Origin of the sequence: Cupriavidus mimosae, from assembly GCF_023952485.1 — a bacterium.
Taxonomy (GTDB): domain Bacteria; phylum Pseudomonadota; class Gammaproteobacteria; order Burkholderiales; family Burkholderiaceae; genus Cupriavidus; species Cupriavidus taiwanensis_C.
This window is the reverse complement of the sequence record NZ_JALHRY010000014.1, coordinates 64,592-82,549: the sequence shown is the minus strand read 5'-3', so window position 1 is coordinate 82,549 and position 17,958 is coordinate 64,592. Positions and strand designations below refer to the sequence as shown.

At 68.1% G+C, this 17,958-nt stretch carries 19 protein-coding genes; 10 read left to right on the top strand and 9 right to left on the bottom strand.

Going from position 1 to position 17,958, the window contains the following annotated elements:
* Nucleotides 1-33 precede the first annotated feature (33 nt).
* The 6 genes from MKD50_RS23500 to MKD50_RS23475 all read left to right on the top strand — a co-directional run bounded on the left by MKD50_RS23500 (nucleotide 34) and on the right by MKD50_RS23475 (nucleotide 5,357).
* Nucleotides 34-816, top strand: coding sequence for an SDR family oxidoreductase (locus MKD50_RS23500; protein WP_115706843.1), 783 nt, complete (start codon nucleotides 34-36; stop codon nucleotides 814-816).
* 93 nt (nucleotides 817-909) lie between these two features.
* Entirely contained in the window at nucleotides 910-1,347 is a 438-nt protein-coding gene (locus MKD50_RS23495) for a PaaI family thioesterase (RefSeq protein ID WP_111521010.1), read from the top strand.
* A 97-nt stretch (nucleotides 1,348-1,444) separates the two neighbouring features.
* On the top strand, nucleotides 1,445-2,455 hold the full coding sequence (locus MKD50_RS23490) for an NADP-dependent oxidoreductase (RefSeq protein ID WP_252668878.1): 1,011 nt from the start codon (nucleotides 1,445-1,447) through the stop codon (nucleotides 2,453-2,455).
* Between the two features lie 75 nt (nucleotides 2,456-2,530).
* Nucleotides 2,531-3,379 (top strand): class II aldolase/adducin family protein, encoded by an 849-nt coding sequence (locus tag MKD50_RS23485; RefSeq protein WP_115706845.1) that lies wholly within the window; start codon nucleotides 2,531-2,533, stop codon nucleotides 3,377-3,379.
* A 61-nt stretch (nucleotides 3,380-3,440) separates the two neighbouring features.
* Nucleotides 3,441-4,343: an SDR family oxidoreductase gene (locus tag MKD50_RS23480; RefSeq protein ID WP_115706846.1), complete on the top strand. Its 903-nt coding sequence runs from the start codon at nucleotides 3,441-3,443 to the stop codon at nucleotides 4,341-4,343.
* Between the two features lie 66 nt (nucleotides 4,344-4,409).
* Nucleotides 4,410-5,357, top strand: coding sequence for an alpha/beta fold hydrolase (locus MKD50_RS23475; RefSeq protein WP_252668876.1), 948 nt, complete (start codon nucleotides 4,410-4,412; stop codon nucleotides 5,355-5,357).
* Between the two features lie 44 nt (nucleotides 5,358-5,401).
* On the opposite strand, the gene MKD50_RS23470 is transcribed toward MKD50_RS23475, so the two are convergent.
* A complete protein-coding gene (locus MKD50_RS23470) occupies nucleotides 5,402-5,923 on the bottom strand; it encodes an O-acetyl-ADP-ribose deacetylase (protein WP_115706848.1) in 522 nt (173 codons plus the stop codon).
* An 88-nt stretch (nucleotides 5,924-6,011) separates the two neighbouring features.
* Nucleotides 6,012-7,160, bottom strand: coding sequence for a 4-hydroxybutyrate dehydrogenase (gbd, locus tag MKD50_RS23465; RefSeq protein WP_252668874.1), 1,149 nt, complete (start codon nucleotides 7,158-7,160; stop codon nucleotides 6,012-6,014).
* 352 nt (nucleotides 7,161-7,512) lie between these two features.
* On the opposite strand from gbd, the gene MKD50_RS23460 reads away from it, so the two are divergent.
* The 3 genes from MKD50_RS23460 (at nucleotide 7,513) to MKD50_RS23450 (ending at nucleotide 10,145) form a co-directional block, all read left to right on the top strand.
* On the top strand, nucleotides 7,513-8,526 hold the full coding sequence (locus tag MKD50_RS23460) for an alpha/beta hydrolase (protein ID WP_252668872.1): 1,014 nt from the start codon (nucleotides 7,513-7,515) through the stop codon (nucleotides 8,524-8,526).
* Nucleotides 8,527-8,598: 72 nt separating this feature from the next.
* The gene (locus tag MKD50_RS23455) at nucleotides 8,599-9,582 is read left to right on the top strand and encodes a tripartite tricarboxylate transporter substrate binding protein (protein ID WP_252668870.1); all 984 of its coding nucleotides are present in this window, start codon (nucleotides 8,599-8,601) and stop codon (nucleotides 9,580-9,582) included.
* A gap of 125 nt (nucleotides 9,583-9,707) precedes the next feature.
* Nucleotides 9,708-10,145, top strand: a complete 438-nt coding sequence (locus tag MKD50_RS23450; protein WP_183300653.1) for a YbgC/FadM family acyl-CoA thioesterase — start codon at nucleotides 9,708-9,710, stop codon at nucleotides 10,143-10,145.
* A 208-nt stretch (nucleotides 10,146-10,353) separates the two neighbouring features.
* On the opposite strand, the gene denD is transcribed toward MKD50_RS23450, so the two are convergent.
* From denD to MKD50_RS23415, 7 genes are all read right to left on the bottom strand, one after another.
* Nucleotides 10,354-11,328: a D-erythronate dehydrogenase gene (gene denD / locus MKD50_RS23445; protein WP_252668868.1), complete on the bottom strand. Its 975-nt coding sequence runs from the start codon at nucleotides 11,326-11,328 to the stop codon at nucleotides 10,354-10,356.
* Between the two features lie 27 nt (nucleotides 11,329-11,355).
* The gene (gene otnI, locus MKD50_RS23440; RefSeq protein WP_252668866.1) at nucleotides 11,356-12,138 is read right to left on the bottom strand and encodes a 2-oxo-tetronate isomerase; all 783 of its coding nucleotides are present in this window, start codon (nucleotides 12,136-12,138) and stop codon (nucleotides 11,356-11,358) included.
* A 66-nt stretch (nucleotides 12,139-12,204) separates the two neighbouring features.
* A complete protein-coding gene (locus tag MKD50_RS23435; RefSeq protein ID WP_252668864.1) occupies nucleotides 12,205-13,569 on the bottom strand; it encodes an MFS transporter in 1,365 nt (454 codons plus the stop codon).
* Between the two features lie 148 nt (nucleotides 13,570-13,717).
* Nucleotides 13,718-14,371, bottom strand: coding sequence for a 3-oxo-tetronate 4-phosphate decarboxylase (gene otnC, locus MKD50_RS23430; protein ID WP_115709399.1), 654 nt, complete (start codon nucleotides 14,369-14,371; stop codon nucleotides 13,718-13,720).
* On the bottom strand, nucleotides 14,371-15,642 hold the full coding sequence (gene otnK, locus MKD50_RS23425) for a 3-oxo-tetronate kinase (RefSeq protein ID WP_252668862.1): 1,272 nt from the start codon (nucleotides 15,640-15,642) through the stop codon (nucleotides 14,371-14,373). Before otnK ends, otnC begins: the two co-directional genes overlap by 1 nt.
* Nucleotides 15,643-15,654: 12 nt before the next feature.
* Nucleotides 15,655-16,548: an L-threonate dehydrogenase gene (gene ltnD / locus MKD50_RS23420; protein ID WP_240074494.1), complete on the bottom strand. Its 894-nt coding sequence runs from the start codon at nucleotides 16,546-16,548 to the stop codon at nucleotides 15,655-15,657.
* Nucleotides 16,549-16,598: 50 nt separating this feature from the next.
* The gene (locus MKD50_RS23415) at nucleotides 16,599-17,333 is read right to left on the bottom strand and encodes a FadR/GntR family transcriptional regulator (RefSeq protein ID WP_111521026.1); all 735 of its coding nucleotides are present in this window, start codon (nucleotides 17,331-17,333) and stop codon (nucleotides 16,599-16,601) included.
* 193 nt (nucleotides 17,334-17,526) lie between these two features.
* Between MKD50_RS23415 and MKD50_RS23410 the strand changes: the two genes are divergently transcribed.
* Nucleotides 17,527-17,955, top strand: coding sequence for a GNAT family N-acetyltransferase (locus MKD50_RS23410; RefSeq protein ID WP_252668860.1), 429 nt, complete (start codon nucleotides 17,527-17,529; stop codon nucleotides 17,953-17,955).
* Nucleotides 17,956-17,958: the final 3 nt, after the last annotated feature.

The following is a 17,958-nucleotide window of genomic DNA, read 5'->3' as shown; positions in this document are numbered from 1 at the left end:
CCCCTCACTCAAGACAAGCAAGGAAGAGACAACATGCGCACCATCCAGCAACTGTTTGACCTGAAGGGCAAGACCGCGCTGATTACCGGCGGCTCGCGCGGGCTTGGCCTGCAGATCGCCGAAGCACTGGGCGAGCAGGGCGCGCGCATCATGCTGTCGGCACGCAAGGCCGACGAGCTGCGCGCCGCGCAGGAACACCTGAAGGGCCTCGGCATCGAGGCCGACTGGATCGCCGCCGACGGCTCGCAGGAATCCGAGATCGCTCGCCTGGCCGACGAGGCTATCGCGAAACTCGGCCACGTCGACATCCTGGTGAACAACGCCGGTGCCACCTGGGGTGCGCCGGCCGAGGACCACCCGCTGGAAGCGTGGGACAAGGTGATGAACCTGAATATCCGCGGCCTGTTCCTGCTGAGCCAGCGCATCGGCAAGCTGTCGATGATCCCGCGCCGTTATGGCCGCATCATCAACGTGGCGTCGATCGCGGGCCTGGCCGGCAATCCGCCGGGGTCGATGGAGACCATTGCCTACAACACCTCCAAGGGCGCGGTGGTCAATTTCACGCGCACGCTGGCGGCGGAGTGGGGCGAGCACAACATCACCGTCAACGCGCTGGCGCCGGGCTTCTTCCCGTCCAAGATGACCAAGGGCTCGCTCGAGCGCATGGGCGTCGAGGCCATGTGCGCGGGCGTGCCGCTGCACCGCCTGGGCGACGACGAAGACCTGAAGGGCGCGGCGCTGCTGTTCGCCAGCGATGCCGGCAAGCACATCACCGGGCAGATCCTGGCGGTCGACGGCGGCGTCAGCGCGGTCTGAGCGACGGCCTTCGTTTGCGGCAATAATGCGGGGGCGGCACCGGCGGGCAAACTGCCGGAGCCTCTCCGACCCCCCACTTCCAATCGCATTGCCATGAACCAGTACACCGGCTCCCTGAGCCATATCCCCTTCCTTGCCGAGCTCGGCGTGACCTGCAGCCTGGCCGAGGGCGGGCGCAGCGAGATCTCGCTGCCGACCGAAAAGCGCCACCAGAACAGCTGGGACATGGCCCACGGCGGCGTGATCATGACGCTGCTCGACGTGGCCATGGCGGTGGCCGGCCGCAGCAGCGATGCCGATGGCCGCGGCGTGGTCACCATCGAGATGAAGAGCAGCTTCATGGCGCCGGGCCGCGGCCACCTGACCGCGCGCGGCACCACCGTGCACCGCACCACCACCATGGTGTTCTGCGAGGCCGAGATCGTCGATGCCGACGGCAAGACCGTGGCGCGCGGCTCGGGCACGTTCAAGTACATCCGGCGCATGCCGCCGCAGCGCCCGGGCGAAACCGATACCGGCGCCGACGGCTGAGCGCCGGCGCAGCACAGGCGGGGCGCTCCATGTGCCGCATTGCCCCGCATCAGCAGTTTCCATGCAGTTTCCATCTCCCATTGGAAGGAACCCGACCATGTCCAACACGTTCAAGCGCATCGTCCTGGCCTCGCGTCCCGAAGGCGCGGTGACGCCGGCCAATTTCCGGCTGGAGGAAGTGCCCGTGCCGCAGATCGCCGACGGCCAGGTGCTGGTGCGCAACCACTACCTGTCGCTGGACCCGTATATGCGCGGGCGCATGAACGACAGCAAGTCCTACGCGGCGCCGCAGCCGCTCGATGAGGTGATGATCGGCGGCACCGTCGGCGAGGTGGTGGAAAGCAAGAACAGCAAGTTCAAGCCGGGCGACAAGGTGGTCGGCATGTTTGGCTGGCAGGAAATGGGCGTCAGCGACGGCACCGGCCTGCAGCCGGTCGATACCACGCATATCCCGCTGTCGGCCTACCTCGGCGCGGTCGGCATGCCGGGCGTGACCGCGTGGTATGGCCTGAACAAGATCATCCAGCCCAAGGCGGGCAAGACCATCGCGGTCAGCGCCGCGTCGGGCGCGGTCGGCAGCGTGGTGGGCCAGCTCGCCAAGCTGGCGGGCTGCCGCGCGGTGGGCTTTGCCGGCGGCAAGGACAAGTGCGACTACGTGGTCAATGAGCTGGGCTTCGACGCCTGTATCGACTACAAGGCGGCGAAGGACCCGAAAGAGCTCTACACCATGCTCAAGGAGGCCACGCCCGACGGCATCGACGGCTATTTCGAGAACGTCGGCGGCGACATCTTCGACGCGGTGCTGTCGCGCATGAACGCCTTCGGCCGCATCGCCATGTGCGGCATGATTGCCGGCTATGACGGCCAGCCGCTGCCGCTGAAGAACCCGCAGCTGATCCTGGTCTCGCGCCTGACCATCGAGGGCTTTATCGTCTCGGAGCATATGGAGGTGTGGCCGCAGGCGCTGAAGGAACTGGGCACTGCGGTCGCGCAGGGCAAGCTCAAGTTCCGCGAAAGCATCGCCGAAGGCCTGGCCAGCGCGCCGGAAGCCTTCATGGGCCTGCTCAAGGGCAAGAACTTCGGCAAGCAGCTGGTCAAGCTGGTCTGACCGGCGCATGCAGGGCCGCGGCGCGTCGGCACGGCGCGCCGCGGGCAACGGATATCACCAGCAACGGAGACACCGATGAATGCCCCGCAAGCCCCGCAAATCCAGAGCGCCGACGAGATCGGCGCCGGCCTGCCCGAAGAGGTCAAGGCCCGCTACCGCAACCTGCCGCGGCCGCCGCAGTTCGCCACCGTGGGCGAAGAGCGCCTGCACCGCAAGCAGCGCCTGGCCGCCGCCTTCCGGCTGTTCTCGAAATTCGGCTTCGACGAAGGCGTGGCCGGCCATATCACCGCGCGCGACCCCGAGTTTCCCGACACCTTCTGGGTCAATCCCTTCGGCGTGCATTTCAGCCAGGTCAGGGTCTCCAACCTGATCCGCTGCGACCACCACGGCGATGTGGTCGAGGGCGACTATCCGGTCAATGCCGCGGCCTTCGCCATCCATTCGCGCGTGCACCAGACCCGTCCCGACGCGGTCGCCGCCGCGCACTCGCACAGCACCTATGGCCGCGCCTGGTCGACGCTCGGCCGCCCGCTCGATGCGCTGACGCAGGACGTGTGCGCCTTCTACAACGACCACGCGGTCTATGACGACTTTGGCGGCGTGGTGGTGGAGCTGGACGAGGGCCAGCGCATCGCCAACGCGCTCGGGCAGAACAAGGCCGCGATCCTGCAGAACCATGGCCTGCTCACCGTCGGCAAGACCGTCGATGAAGCGGCGTGGTGGTTCATCACCATGGAGCGCTCCTGCCAGGTGCAGCTGCTGGCCGAAGCGGCCGCGGCGCGCACGCAGGCGCCGCTGAAGGTGATTGCCGACGCCGCTGCACGGCAGGCGTATTCGATCGTAGGCACGGCGCAGGCGGGCTGGTTCCAGTTCCAGCCGCTCTATGCCCGCATCGTCAAGGAACAGCCCGACCTGCTGGACTGACACTGCAGGGCCGCGCCGCGGCCGGCATTTTCCATTCGACTCACGCGACAGGACAGACGACATGAAGGATTTCTCCAACAGGGTGGCCGTCATTACCGGCGGCGCCTCGGGCTTCGGCAAGGAATTTGCCCGCATTGCCGCCGACCTCGGCATGAAGCTGGTGCTGGCCGACGTGCAGGAAGACGCGCTGGACGCAACCGTCGCCGAATTCCAGGCGCGCAACGTGCCGGTGATCGGCCTGCGTACCGACGTCTCGCGCGCCGAGCAGGTGCAGGCACTGGCCGATGCCGCGATCGAAGCCTTCGGCCAGGTCAACCTGCTGTTCAACAATGCCGGCGTCGGCGCGGGCGGCCTGATCTGGGAAAACTCGGAGCGGGACTGGGAATGGGTGATGGGCGTCAACCTGTACGGCGTGGTGCACGGCGTGCGCATCTTTACGCCGCTGATGCTGGCGGCCGCGGAGAAGGACCCGGCGTTCGAGGGGCATATCGTCAACACCGCATCGATGGCGGGCTTGCTGAATCCGCCGGCGATGGGCGTCTACAACGTGTCCAAGCACGCGGTGGTGGCGCTGACCGAAACCCTGTACCAGGACCTGGGGCTGGTGACGGAGCAGGTGCGCTGCTCGGTGCTGTGCCCGTACTTCGTGCCGACCGGCATCAGCCAGTCTCAGCGCAACCGGCCCGCCGACCTGGCCAACCAGGCGCCGCCGACGCGTTCGCAGCTGGTGTCGCAGGCCTTGTCGGACAAGGCCGTGGGCTCGGGCAAGGTGACCGCGGCGGAGGTGGCGCAGATCACCTTCGATGCCATCCGCGACGAAAGCTTCTATATTTATTCCCACCCCCAGGCGCTCGCCCCCGTGCGCCAGCGCTTCGAGGATATCGTCGGGCAGCGCAACCCCGGCGATCCGTTTGCCGACAAGCCCGAGGTCCGCGCGGGCCTGGTTGCCGCGTTGCGCGGCTGAGCTGAGGTTCGTTAGCCACGTTCGCCAACCCCGGCCCGCACAACGCCACAACGAGGAGGACCGCATATGGAGAACAACATGGCAGCCCCCGCCGCCGTGATCCGCCACCTGCAGTACGCCACGCTGCCCAATGGCACCCGGCTGCACTACGCCAGCGCGGGCGAGCGCGGCAAGCCGCTGATGCTGTTCGTGCACGGCTTTCCGGAATTCTGGTTCGAATGGGAGGCGCAGCTGGCCGAGTTCGGCCGCACGCATTTCGCCGTCGCGCCGGACCTGCGCGGCTTCAACCTGTCGAGCAAGCCCGCCGACGTCAGCGCCTACCGGCCGCGCCATATCGTCGAAGACCTGGTGCAGCTGGTCGGCGCGCTGGGCTATGACCAGGCCGTGGTGGTGGCGCACGACTGGGGCGGGGCGATCTGCTGGAACCTGGCGATCCAGTTCCCGCAGCTGGTGCGCCAGCTGGTCATCGTCAATTCGCCGCATCCGTACCTGTTCGCGCGCTCGCTCGCCACCGATCCCGCGCAGCAGGCCGCGTCGGCCTACATGAACTGGCTGCGCAAGCCGGGCTCGGAACAGGCGCTGGCGGCCAACGACTTCGCGCTGCTGGACCGGATGCTGTCCGACGACGACGGCAAGCCGGCGGCCTGGTACACCGCCGAGACGCGCGCCAGGTATCACGCGGCGTGGTCGCAGCCGGGCGAGGGCAAGGACGCCGGGGTACATCCGCTGACCGGCGGCGTCAATTTCTACCGGGCCTCGCCGATGCATCCGCCGGGCGAGGGCGAGCCGCCGCCCGATATTTCCCGGCTGGACCCGGCTGCGTTCGTGGTACGGGTGCCGACGCTGGTGGTATGGGGCGAGCGCGACCGCGCGCTGCCGAAGTCGCTGGTGGACGGCCTGGCCGATTTCGTGCCCGACCTGCGGCTGGAGCGCATCCCCGAAGGCACCCACTGGGTGATCCACGAACAGCCGGAACGGATCAACCAGCTGATCCGCAGCGCGCTGCCGGCCTGATCGGTGCGCACGCACGCGGCGGCCCAGGCCGCCGCGCGCAGGCTTTAGCTCAGCCGCTCGCGGTAAAGCCGGTAGTTTTCGTCATCGAAGCAGACGAAGGTGACCTGCTCGATCTCCGGCGCCCCGGCCAGCGCCTCGCGCACCGCGGCGATGGCGATATCCGCCGCGCGTTCGCGCGGGAACGCATAGATGCCGGTGCTGATGTTGGGGAAGGCAAGTGTGCGCAGGTGATGCTGCGCCGCCAGCCGGATGCTGTTGCGGTAGGCATTGGCGAGCTGCTCTTCCTCGCCCTGGCCCCCACCTTGCCACACCGGCCCGACCGCGTGGATCACGTAGGGCGCCGGCAGGCGGCCGCCGGTGGTGAGCACGGCCTCGCCGGTGGGGCAGCCACCCTGCGCGTCGCGGATCGCGCGGCAGGCCTCCATGATGGCGGGGCCGCCGGCCCCGTGGATGGCCCCGTCGACACCGCCGCCGCCCAGCAGGCCGCTGTTGGCCGCATTGACGATGGCATCGACTTCCATCCGGGTGATGTCGCCATGGACTACCTGCAAATGCTCGCCGCTCATGTTGTCTCCTGCGCTGTGGAGGGAGGGCCGCCGGACAGCCGCTTGGTCGGTCAGACCGGCGGGAAGCCGCTGGATGCTACGCGGTGTGCTACATGGACTGCTCAAGCATACGCCGATAATCCGCGGCGCTGGCTTCTTTCGGGTTGGTCTTGTGGCAGTGGTCGAGCAGCGCGCCCCCGATCACCTTGTCGAACATGTCCTCGGTGACGCCCATCTGGCGCAGCCCGGTGGGCAGGCCCAGGCGCGCGGTCATGTCGTGCACCGCTTGCGCCAGGTCGGCGCCGTCGGGCAGGTGCATGGCGCGGCGCAGGCGCGCGTAGCGGTGATCGCGCACCACGGTGGGCGCGTCGGCGTTGAAGCGCAGCACCGCCGGCATCACCACCGCGTTGAGGGTGCCGTGGTGCAGGCCGGTGCGGCCGTCGATCTTCAGCCCGCCGAGCGGGTGCGACAGCGAATGCACGCAGCCCAGTCCCTTCTGGAACGCCATCGCGCCCTGCATCGACGCGCTCATCATGTTCAGCCGCGCATCGCGGTCCTTGCCGTCGCGGGTGGCGCGCTCGATATGGGTCCAGCCGCGCTCCAGGCCGTCGAGCGCGATGCCGTCCGCGGGCGGGTTGAAGGCGGGCGCGAGGAAGGTCTCGATGCAGTGGGCGATGGCGTCCATGCCGGTGGCGGCGGTCAGGCCGGCGGGCAGGCCCAGCGTCAGCTCGGGATCGCACACCGCGGACTTGGGCAGCAGGTGCCAGGAATGGAAGCCCAGCTTGCGGCCGTCGTCGAGGATGATGATGGCGCCGCGCGCGACCTCGCTGCCGGTGCCGGACGTGGTGGGCACCGCGATCAGCGGCGCGGCCCGGTCGGTGATCTTGCCGCTGCCGCCTTCGATGGTGGCATAGGTGGTCAACTCGCCCTCGTGCGTGGCCAGGATGGCGATGCCCTTGGCCAGGTCGATCGACGAACCGCCGCCCACTGCCACCAGCCCGTCGCAGCCTTGCTCGCGGTACTGCGCGGCGGCCTTGCGCACCATGGCCTCGGTCGGGTTCGACGGAGTCTCGTCGAACACCGCCACCGGCAGGCCCTGCATCGCATCGATGGCGCGCTGCGCCACGCCGGCCGCGACCACGCCCTGGTCTGTCACCAACAGCGGCCGGCGGATGCCGATGCGCTCGCATTCCGACTTCAGCACGTTGACCGCGCCGAAGTCCAGGTGAATGTGGGTCAGATAGTAGATGAACGCCATGTTTGCTTGTCTCCTGCTGGGATCTGCCGCGAAAGCGTTGGAATGCGTTGGAATGCGTTGTTGTCACGGGCCTGGCCCGCCGCTGGCATCATGCGCCGGGTTGGGGTTCAATGGCACTGTGGCATCGTTTCCGCAGGCCCCGGCGCCGCTGCAGCCGATGATCGCGCAAAAACTGCCGGCGTGGCAGGGCGAGCCGGACTTTTCCGGGTTATCTCGGACTGCCCGGGCTCGGAAACATCTGGCATCATACTAAAATCGAACGATCGTTCACTATTCGAACTTGTCCCGATGCCGACGCCGCGCCTGCCTTGCTGCGCGGGGCCTGCGCCGGGTTTGTGCCGCATTCCGCCCTATGTCTGTCGTACCGTCTTCCCCATCCGCCACGCCAGGCCTGCCGGACCATCCGCTGGACCCGCAGATGGCCGCGTTGCTGGCCTTGATCGCGCGCGCCAAGCGGCCGCCGATCCACGCCATGGCGCCGGAAGACGCCAAGATCGCCTACGAAAAAAGCGCGCCGATCCTGGACCTCAACCCGCCGCCGGTGCATACCGCGGAAGACCTGCTGGTGCCGGCCCGCGACGGCCACGCCATCCCGGTCCGGCTGTATACGCCGCGCGAGGCCAGCTGGGTCGAGCCGCTGCCGCTGCTGGTGTACTTCCACGGCGGCGGCTTCACGGTCGGCAGCGTCGATTCGCACGATCCGCTGTGCCGCCTGCTGTGCGGCCAGGCCGATTGCATGGTGCTGTCGGTGGATTACCGGCTCGGGCCCGAGTGGCGCTTCCCGACCGCGGTCAACGATGCCTTCGATGTGCTGCACTGGGTCTTCGCCGAAGCCGACAAGCTCGGCGCCGACACCGCGCGCATCGGCCTGGGAGGCGACAGCGCCGGCGGCACGCTGGCCGCCGCCTGCGCGGTCGAGGCGCGCGATGCCGGGCTGGCACCGGTGCTGCAACTGCTGATCTATCCGGGCACCTGCGCGCGCCAGGATACGCCGTCGCACCGCGCGCTGGCGGACGGCTACCTGCTGACGGCGGAGATGATCCGATGGTTCTTCGCGCAGTACCTGGACCAGGATGCCAGCCGCGACGACTGGCGCTTTGCCCCGCTCGACGGCGGTGGCACCGGTGCCGAGGTGGGCGGGGTCTGCCCGGCCTGGATCGCGGTGGCCGGCTACGACCCGCTGCATGACGAGGGCGTGGCCTATGCCGAAAAGCTGCGCGCCGCGGGCGTCGACGCCACGCTGGCCGACTACCCCGGCATGATCCATGATTTCTTCAAACTGGGCCGGTTCGTGCCCGCGGTGGCGCAGGCGCATGGCGATGCCGTCGCCGCGCTGCGCACCGCGTTCGGCACCTCGCAGGACTAGGCCTCGCCTTGCGGTCGCGCCGGTCCACGCATTTTTCAAGCAGTGATTTGCAGCACTAGGAGACACTTTCAAATGCAACGCCGCCACTTCCTCGCCCGCGCCGGCATCGCCGCCGCCACCGCGGCCCTCGGGCTTGCCGCCATGCCCGCCCAGGCCCAGGCCGACAAGTTCCCGCAGCGCCCGATCCGGCTGGTGATCGGCTACACCGCCGGCGGCTCCACGGATATCCCGTTCCGCGTGCTGGCCGACAACGCCGCGAAGATCCTGGGCCAGCCCGTGATCGTCGAGAACAAGCCCGGTGCCGGCGGCGTGCTGCCGGCGCAGCTGATGCAGAGCACCGCGCCCGACGGCTACACCCTGGCGCAGGTGGCCATGCCGGTCTACCGCCTGCCGTACACCACCAAGATCAACTGGGACCCGGTCAAGGACCTGAGCTACATCATCAACCTGGCCGGCTATTCGTTCGGCCTGGTGGTGCCGGCCGATTCGCCGATCAAGACCATGCAGGACTACATCGCCTACGCCAAGGCCAACCCGGGCAAGCTGACCTACGGCTCGCCGGGCTCGATGACCACCCTGCACCTGACCATGGAAGAACTGGCCCTGAAGCAGGGCGTGCAGTTCTCGCACATCCCGTACAAGGGCAATTCGGAATCGATGCAGGCGCTGCTCGGCGGCCACGTGATGTCGGTGGCCGACACGCCGGCCTGGGCACCGTACGTGGAGCAGGGCAAGCTGCGCCTGCTGTCGACCTGGGGCGAGAAGCGCTCGGCGCGCTTCCCCAACGTGCCGACGCTGAAGGAACTGGGCATGGGCATCGTGCAGACCTCGCCGTTCGGCCTGGTCGCGCCCAAGGGCACGGATCCGAAGATCGTGCAGAAGCTGCATGACGCCTTCAAAAAGGCGATGGAAATGCCCAACTACCGCGAATCGCTGGCCAAGTTCGACATGGAACCGTTCTACATGAACAGCCAGCAGTACGCGCAGTTCGCGACGGAAACCGTCAAAAAGGAAAAGGCGATCATCGAGAAGCTGGGGCTGGCCAAGCCGCAGTAAGCCCGCGCTGAGCCACCGCCTCTCATGCATTCAGGCCGCCCGCGCCTGCCGAGCCTCGCGCCGGCGGGTACGGCGGCCTGATGTCTTTCCAGCGTTCCGGAACAATCAACAAGGAGACCACGTCAATGGCCAAAGAGGAGTTCCGCCACACCATCCCGCTGCGCGTGCGCTGGTCCGAAGTCGATCCGCAATCGATTGTCTTCAATGCGCACTACCTGACGTATTGCGATATCTGCGTGACCGAGTACTGGCGCGCGCTGGGCATCCGCTATCCGGAGGACGTATTGCACGCGCATGGCGTCGACATCTTCGTGGTCAAGTCGACGCTGGAGTATCACGCGTCGGCGCGCTTCGACGATCAACTCGACATCCGCGGCCGCATGGCGCGGCTGGGGCGGTCCAGCATGCTGTTCCGGGTGGAGATGTATCGGGGCGACGAGCACCTGATCACCGGCGAAATCGTCTATGTGTGCGCGGACCCGGCGACGCAGAAGTCGGCGCCGATCCCGGGGGTGGTGCGGGAGGTGATCGAGGGGTATGAGGTGGTGAAGCCGGCGGGCTAAGGGTTCGCAAGAATCCTGCAAATCCCGCTTGTTTTCTCCCCTCTCCCGCTTGCGGGAGAGGGGCGGGGGAGAGGGCAGGCGTGTGCTTTGCGACAGGGCGTGTTAGGACACGAAAGTCCTGCCCTCTCCCTAGCCCTCTCCCGCAAGCGGGAGAGGGGACCGGCGCTCAGCAACTGAATAGGCAGTCGCCATGGCGGAGCGGCGAAGCTTACTTGCCCACCCCCGCATCCTCCATATAAGCCCGGATCACCGCATCAAAGCTGGCATCGCTCTCGAACCCCAGCGCCAAGGCACGTTCCGCATTCCATGCCGCCGGCCACGTGCCGACGATCTTCTCGACACGCTCCTCGCGTTCCCACGTCACCAGGTCCGCCACCGCATCGCCGGCCACGCGGCGCAGCGCCTCGACCATGCCCGCCGCCGTCACCGACAGCCCCGGCAGGTTGATCACGCGGCGGTTGCCCAGCCGTTCGCCGGCCAGTTCGATGCCATTGACCAGCGCGGCCACCGCCGCGCGCGGCGACAGCAGCCACAGTCTGGTCTCCGGCGCCACCGGGCAGTTGGCTGCCACGCCAGCCAGCGGCTCGCGGATGATGCCGCTGGCAAACGACGAGGCCGCCGCGTTGGGCTTGCCCGGGCGTACGCTGATGGTCGGCAGGCGCAGCACGCGGCCGTCGACGAAGCCGCGGCGGCTGTAGTCGGACAGCAGCAGTTCGCCGATCGCCTTCTGCACGCCGTACGACGATTGCGGATTGAGCGCGGTGTCGTCCTGCACCACCGGCGGCAGCTCGCCGCCATAGACCGCGACCGAGCTGGTGAACAGCACGCGCGGCTTGTGGCCCAGTTCGCGGCAGGTTTCGAGCAGCGCGCGCGAGGCGTCGAGGTTGACGCGCATGCCCAGCTCGAAATCGGCCTCGGCCTGGCCGCTAACCACGGCGGCGAGGTGGAACACCGCGCCGGTGTCCTGGTCGATGGCCCTGCGCAGCACGGCCGGGTCGGACAGGTCGCCAGTCACCACGCGCACGCGCGCATCGTCCAGCCCTTGCGGCGCGACCACATCGAGCAGCGTCAGGCGCTCGAAGGAGACGGCCTTGCCGTCCAGGTTCAGGGTGCCGCGTTGCAGCAGCAGGCGGGCCAGCTGCAGGCCGAGGAAGCCGGCGCCGCCGGTAATCAGTACGTTCATGGCAAGAGATCTGTGGTGGTTCTGCAATCAGCGGCCGAGGTAGGGCTTGAGCCAGCCCAGTCCTTCGGACGTGCCGGCACGCGGGCGGTATTCGCAACCGATCCAGCCCTGGTAGCCGAGCGAGTCGATCAGGTCGAACAGGTACGGGTAGTTCAGCTCGCCCAGGTCCGGCTCATGGCGCTCGGGCACGCCGGCGATCTGGATATGGCCGATGCCGGCCATGTCGCGCCTGAGCTTCATCGCGATATCGCCCTCGACGATCTGGCAGTGGTAGCAGTCGAACTGCACCTTCAGGTTGGCCGCGCCGACCTCCTTGCAGATCGCCTGCGCGTCGTCCTGGCGGTTCAGGAAATAGCCCGGCATGTCGCGCGTGTTGATCGGCTCCAGCACGATGGTCACGCCCTGCGCGGCGGCCGCTTTCGCGGCGAAGGCGACGTTTTCCAGGTAGGTGGCACGGTAGCGCGCGCGCTCGGCATCGGCCGGCACCAGCCCTGCCATCACGTGCACGCGGTCATTGCCGATCACGCCGGCGTATTCCAGCGCACGGCCGACGGCATCGCGGAATTCGGCCTCGCGCCCCGGCAGCGATGCCAGGCCACGCTCGCCCGCTGCCCAGTCACCCGGCGGGGCATTGAACAGCGCCTGGGCGAGACCATTCGCATCGAGGCGCGCGCGCAGCTCGGCGGCGGGGTGCTCGTACGGGAACAGGTACTCCACCGCCTGGAAGCCGTCCGCTGCGGCAGCGGCGAAGCGATCCAGGAACGCGTGCTCGTTGTACATCATCGAGAGATTTGCGGCGAAGCGCGGCATGGGAACTCCAGAGCGTAGGACGAAGCCGGCGCCGGTCGCGGTCAGCGCGACGGGCCCGGCCGGATTTCAGCGGTTGACCAGTTTAGCCGGCGTCAGCCATACCAGCACGGCGCCCACCACCAGGATCGCGGACAGCACGTACATCGGCAGCTGCGTGCTGTGCGTCAGGTCCTTGAGCGCGCCAACCATGTACGGCGACACGAAACCGGCCAGGTTGCCGACCGAGTTCACCACGGCGATGCCGGAAGCGGCGGCAATGCCGGACAGGAACGCGGTGGGCAGCGACCAGAACAGCGGCGCGCAGGTCAGCACCCCGGCGGCGGCCAGCGACAGCGCGGCGATCGACACGGTCGTATTGTTGGTGAACGAGGCGGCAATGGCAAAGCCCACCGCACCCATCAGCGCCGGCACGATCAGGTGCCAGCGGCGTTCCTGGCGCGCGTCGGCGCTGTGGCCGAGGATGTTCATGACGATGATGGCGCAGATGAACGGGATTGCCGACAGCAGGCCGATCTTCAGGTTGCCGGTGACGCCGCTGGCCTTGACCAGCGTGGGCATCCAGAACGTCAGCGCATACTGGCCGGTGACGAAGCAGAAGTAGATCAGGCACATCCACCACACGCGGCGGTCGCTGAACACGGCGCCCAGCGAATGGCCGTGCGCCTGGCCGGCGGCGGCGCCGGCCTTCTGCTGGTCTTCCTCGACATTGCGCTTGAGCACGCGCTTTTCATCGGCGCTGAGCCATGGCGCCTTGTCGATGCCATCGCGCAGCACGAAGATCGTCACCACGCCGATCACCAGCGCGGGCAGGGCTTCGAGCAGGAACATCCATTGCCAGCCGCTCATGCCATGCGTGCCGTTGAAGGCATCCATGATCCAGCCCGACAGCGGGTTGCCAAACATGCCCGCGACCGGGATGCCCGACATGAACAGCGCGATCATCTTGGCGCGGCGGTTGGCCGGGTACCAGTAGGTCAGGTACAGGATCACGCCGGGATAGAAGCCCGCCTCGGCCAGGCCGAGCAGGAAGCGCATCACGTAGAACTGCGTCGGCGTCTTCACGAACAGGAACAGCGCCGAGATGATGCCCCACGTGATCATGATGCGGGCGATCCAGATGCGCGCGCCGATCTTGTGCATCAGCAGGTTGCTGGGCACCTCGAACAGGAAATAGCCGATAAAGAACAGGCCGGCGCCGAGGCCGAACACGGTCTCGGAAAAGGCCAGGTCCTGGCCCATCTGCAGCTTGGCGAAGCCGACGTTGACGCGGTCGAGGTAGGCGACCACGTAGCACAGCATCAGGAACGGCATGATGCGCCAGAACACCTTGCTGTAGGCGCGTTTCTCGATCTGGGTGTCGGTGTCGAGCCGGGCGTTGCCGCCCAGGCTGTCGAAGGCGGGTACGCTGGCCGCCGGTTGGTTGGAAGGCATCGGTGGTCTCCGGGTAGAGTCAGTCTGGTCTAGTAATGTGTGCCGGCTACGCGAATAGCAGGCATGCGCGTGCCCCGCACGGTGGCCGCAAGGCAACCGCGCCGGTCAGATCCGTATGGCCGTGTCAGTCGGAAAAAAGAGGGCTGTGCTACCAGCGCGCCTGGAAGGCGTCGCGCAACTCAGCCAGTGCGCCGTCGGGCAGCGCCGCGCGGGCGGCGAAGCCCGGCGTGTCCTTCATCATCATCCATAGCTTGGCGGTCTCCTCCAGTTCTTCCAGCGCGAACGCGGCGCGCGAGACGCTGGACTCCCATACCACCGGACCGAGGCGCTCCAGCAGCACGCCGCGCACCTGCGCGGCCAGCGTGGCCACGCGCGCGGCGACCGCGGGATCGCCGGGCCGGTGATAGGGGATCAGCGGGATATGGCCGACCTTCATCACGTAGTACGGCGTGAGCGGCGGCAGTACGTCGTCCGGTTGCCAGGCACCGGCCAGCGTCAGGGCCACGAGGTGCGTCGAGTGCGTGTGCACCACGGCGTGCGCCCCGGGATTGTTGTCATAGATGGCGCGATGCAGCGTGAGCGTCTTGGACGGCTTGTCGCCCGACACCCAGGTGCCGTCGGCGGCGACCTTGGCGACCGCGGCCGGGTCCATCATGCCCAGGCAGGCATCGGTCGGGGTGATCAGCCAGCCATCGTCCAGCCGCGCGCTGATGTTGCCGGCCGAGCCGACGGTATAGCCGCGCTGGTAGAGGCTGGCGCCGATGCGGCAGATCTCTTCGCGCAGCTTGCTTTCGGTGCTCATCACTGGCCTCCCAGCTGGCGCAGCGCTTCGTCGAAGAAGTCCGGGCCGCCGAAATTGCCCGACTTGAGCGCCAGCGCCAGCGGCGTGGCGCCGAGCGTGACCGTGGCCGGCACACCTGGAGCGATCTGTGCGCCGATACGCAGCGCCCGTACGTTCAGTGCCTGTACCACGGCGCCCGAGGTTTCTCCGCCGGCGACGACAAAGCGGCGCGTGCCACGTGCGAGCAGGCCGGCCGCAACGGTGGCCAGGCATTGCTCGACCAGGTGGCCGGCACGCTCGACGCCCAGTTCGGCCTGCACGGCCTTGACCTCGTCGGGGCTGGAGGTGGCGTAGACCAGCACCGGCTCGTCGTGGGCGGCGGCGAAGTCCAGCGCGGCGTCGGCCACCGCTTCGCCGCGCGCCAGCGCGAGCGGGTCGATGCGCAGCGCCGGGCGGCCTTGCTCCAGCCAGCGCGCCACTTGCCCGTTGGTCGCGCGCGAGGCGCTGCCGGCCAGCACCACGCCCGGGCCGTCGATGGCGGGGACCGCATCGGCATCGCCACGCTGCACCAGCAGGCCGGCGCGGCGGAAGTTCTCCGGCAGGCCCAGCGCGATGCCCGAGCCGCCGGTGATCAGCGGCAGGCCGGCGCAGGCTTCGCCCAGCGTGAGCAGGTCGGCGTCAGACACCGCATCGGCAATCGCCAGCCGCACGCCGTCGTGGCGCAGCGCCGCGATGCGTTCAGCCGCGGCCTGCGCACCGCGCGCGACGGTATCGTAGCGCAGCAGGCCGACCTTGCTTTGGCTCTGGCGCTGCAGCACGCGCACCAGGCTGGCATCGGTCATCGGCGTCAGCGGATGGTGTTCCATGCCCGACTCGTTCAGCAGCGCATCGCCCACGAACAAATGGCCGCGGAAGATGGTGCGGCCGTTCTCGGGGAAGGCGGGGCAGGCGATGGTGAAATCGCTGTCCAGCGCGTTCAGCAGTGCTTCGGCGACCGGGCCGATATTGCCGGCATCGGTCGAATCGAAAGTGGAGCAGTACTTGAACACGAACTGGCGGCAGCCTTGCGCGCGCAGCCATTCGAGCGCGGCCAGCGACTGCGCCACGGCCTCGGCGGCGGGGATGGTGCGCGATTTCAGCGCGACCACCAGCGCGTCGGCCGCGCCAATATCGGCTGCGGATTCCGGCACGCCGATGGTCTGCACGGTGCGCATGCCATTGCGCACCAGCGTGTTGGCGAGGTCGGTGGCGCCGGTAAAGTCGTCGGCGATACAGCCCAGGAGCGCGGTCATGGTCGGTGCTCCTTATTCGGCCTTGCCCGGCAGCTCGATGCCCGGGAAGATCTTGATCACGGCCGAATCGTCTTCGCCGCCGTGGCCGGCGGTGGAGGCCATCATGAACATCTGGTGCGCGGCGGCCGACAGCGGCAGCGGGAATTTGCTGGTGCGCGCGGTGTCGAGCACCATGCCCAGGTCCTTGACGAAGATGTCTACCGCCGACAGCGGGGTGTAGTCGCCCTTCAGGATATGCGGCACGCGGTTCTCGAACATCCACGAGTTGCCGGCGCTGTGCGTGATCACGTCATAGAGCGCGTCCGGATCCACGCCTTCGCGCATGCCGAGCGCCATCGCCTCGGCCGCGGCGGCGATGTGCACGCCGGCCAGCAGCTGGTTGATGATCTTGACCTTGGAGCCCGCGCCGTGCGCGGCACCCAGGCGGTACACCTTGCCGGCGATGGCGGCCAGCACGTCCTCGGCCAGTGCGTAGGCTTCTGCGGGGCCCGAGGTCATCATGGTCATTTCGCCGCTGGCGGCGCGCGCGGCGCCGCCGGAGACCGGCGCGTCCAGCATCAGCAGGCCTTTTTCGGCGAGGCGCTGTCCCAGCGTCCCGGCAAAGCCCGGCGGCACGGTGGCGCTGGCGATCACCAGCTTGCCCGGCTGCATCTCGGCAACGGCGCCGTTGGCGCCGAACAGCACGGCCTCGGTCTGCTGCGCGTTGACGACCAGCGTCAGCACCACGTCGCAGCGGCTGCCCAGTTCGGCGGGCGAGGCGCACGGCACGCCGCCTTCATCGGCAAAGCGCTGCAGCACTTCGGCACGCAGGTCGCAGGCATGCACGTTGAAACCGGCCCGCAGCAGCGACTGCGCGACACCAAAGCCCATGGCACCAAGGCCGATGACGCCGATATTCCTGGACATAGGGGACTCCCTGAAACAGATACGGATGATTCGATGCTTGCGACGGCGCGTCAGTTGGTGGCGCCGTGCGCCGCGCCGCTCTCGTCGGCGCCCAGTTGCGCCAGCCGGTGCGCGGCGTTGTACATATGGTTCTGCGCGGCATTGCGCGCGGCCAGCGGGTCGCCGGCGCGAATCGCGGCGACGATGGCCTGGTGTTCCTCGCGCACCTGGCGCGAAAAGTCCGCGCGGCGTGCCTCGTTGGTGCGGGTCACGCGCGTGGCGGCTTCCAGGTACTGGCTCAGGAATTCCAGCGTCTTGAGGAAATAAGGATTGCCGGTCGCTTCGGCGATGGCGCGGTGAAAGCCCACGTCCTCGGCGACGCCGTCGCCGCCCTGCGCCACCACTTCGTCGAGGCGGGCCAGCGCGGCGTCGATCGCCGCCATCGAGGCATCGGTGCGGCGCCGGGCTGCCTGCGCCGCCACCTCGGCCTCGATCGCGCGGCGCAGCTCGACGATCTGCAGCACCGCTTCCAGCGTGCCGGTGTCGGTGTAGTCGATGCGTAGCGGCCGGATGCCGGCCTGCAGCGTCACGAACACGCCGCTGCCCTGGCGTGACTCGACCACGCCTTCGTACTTGAGCCGGGAGATGGCCTCGCGCACCACGGTGCGGCTGACGCCGAACTCCTCTGACAGCACCGCCTCGGTCGGCAGCTTGTCGCCGCGGGCAAAGGCCCCGCTCTGGATCTTGTCCAGCAGTTGTTCGGCAACGTTGTCGGTCAGGGCACGGGCAGGGACTTTCTGGAACACGGCAGCTTTCCCAGTCATTCGGTAATCAGGTCATCATACAAATTTGCTATACGGCTGCCGACCCCAGGTAAACCCGGATATGGTGCAAGTCACGCTGGTCCGTGCGCCCACTGCTCCACATTGGTGCGGCTGCGGTGGGCCCGGCGCTGGCGTATCATTGGCGCCCGCATTGCCACTTGCCCGTTTTTACGCCATGCCTACCACCGTCCTGATCTGCCCCTGGCCCGAAGCCCGCGAGCGCGCGCGCGCCATCCGCTACACCGTCTTTGTCGAGGAGCAGTGCGTGCCGGTGGAACTGGAATGGGACGAATGGGACGAGCCCAGCTGGCATGCGCTGGCGCTCGACGAGGATGGCACGCCGCTGGCCACCGGCCGGCTGCTGCCCGACGGCCATATCGGCCGCATGGCCGTGCTGAAGCCGGCGCGCGGCAGCGGCGTCGGCGCGCTGGTGCTGGAGGCGCTGATGCGCAAGGCGGAACAGCTGGGTTATCCGGAACTGGTGCTCAACGCGCAGACCCACGCGGCGCCGTTCTATGCGCGCGTGGGGTTCGAGCAGGTGGGGCCGGAATTCGAAGAGGCGGGCATCCCGCACGTGGAGATGCGCAAGCGCTTGCGGCGATAAAGC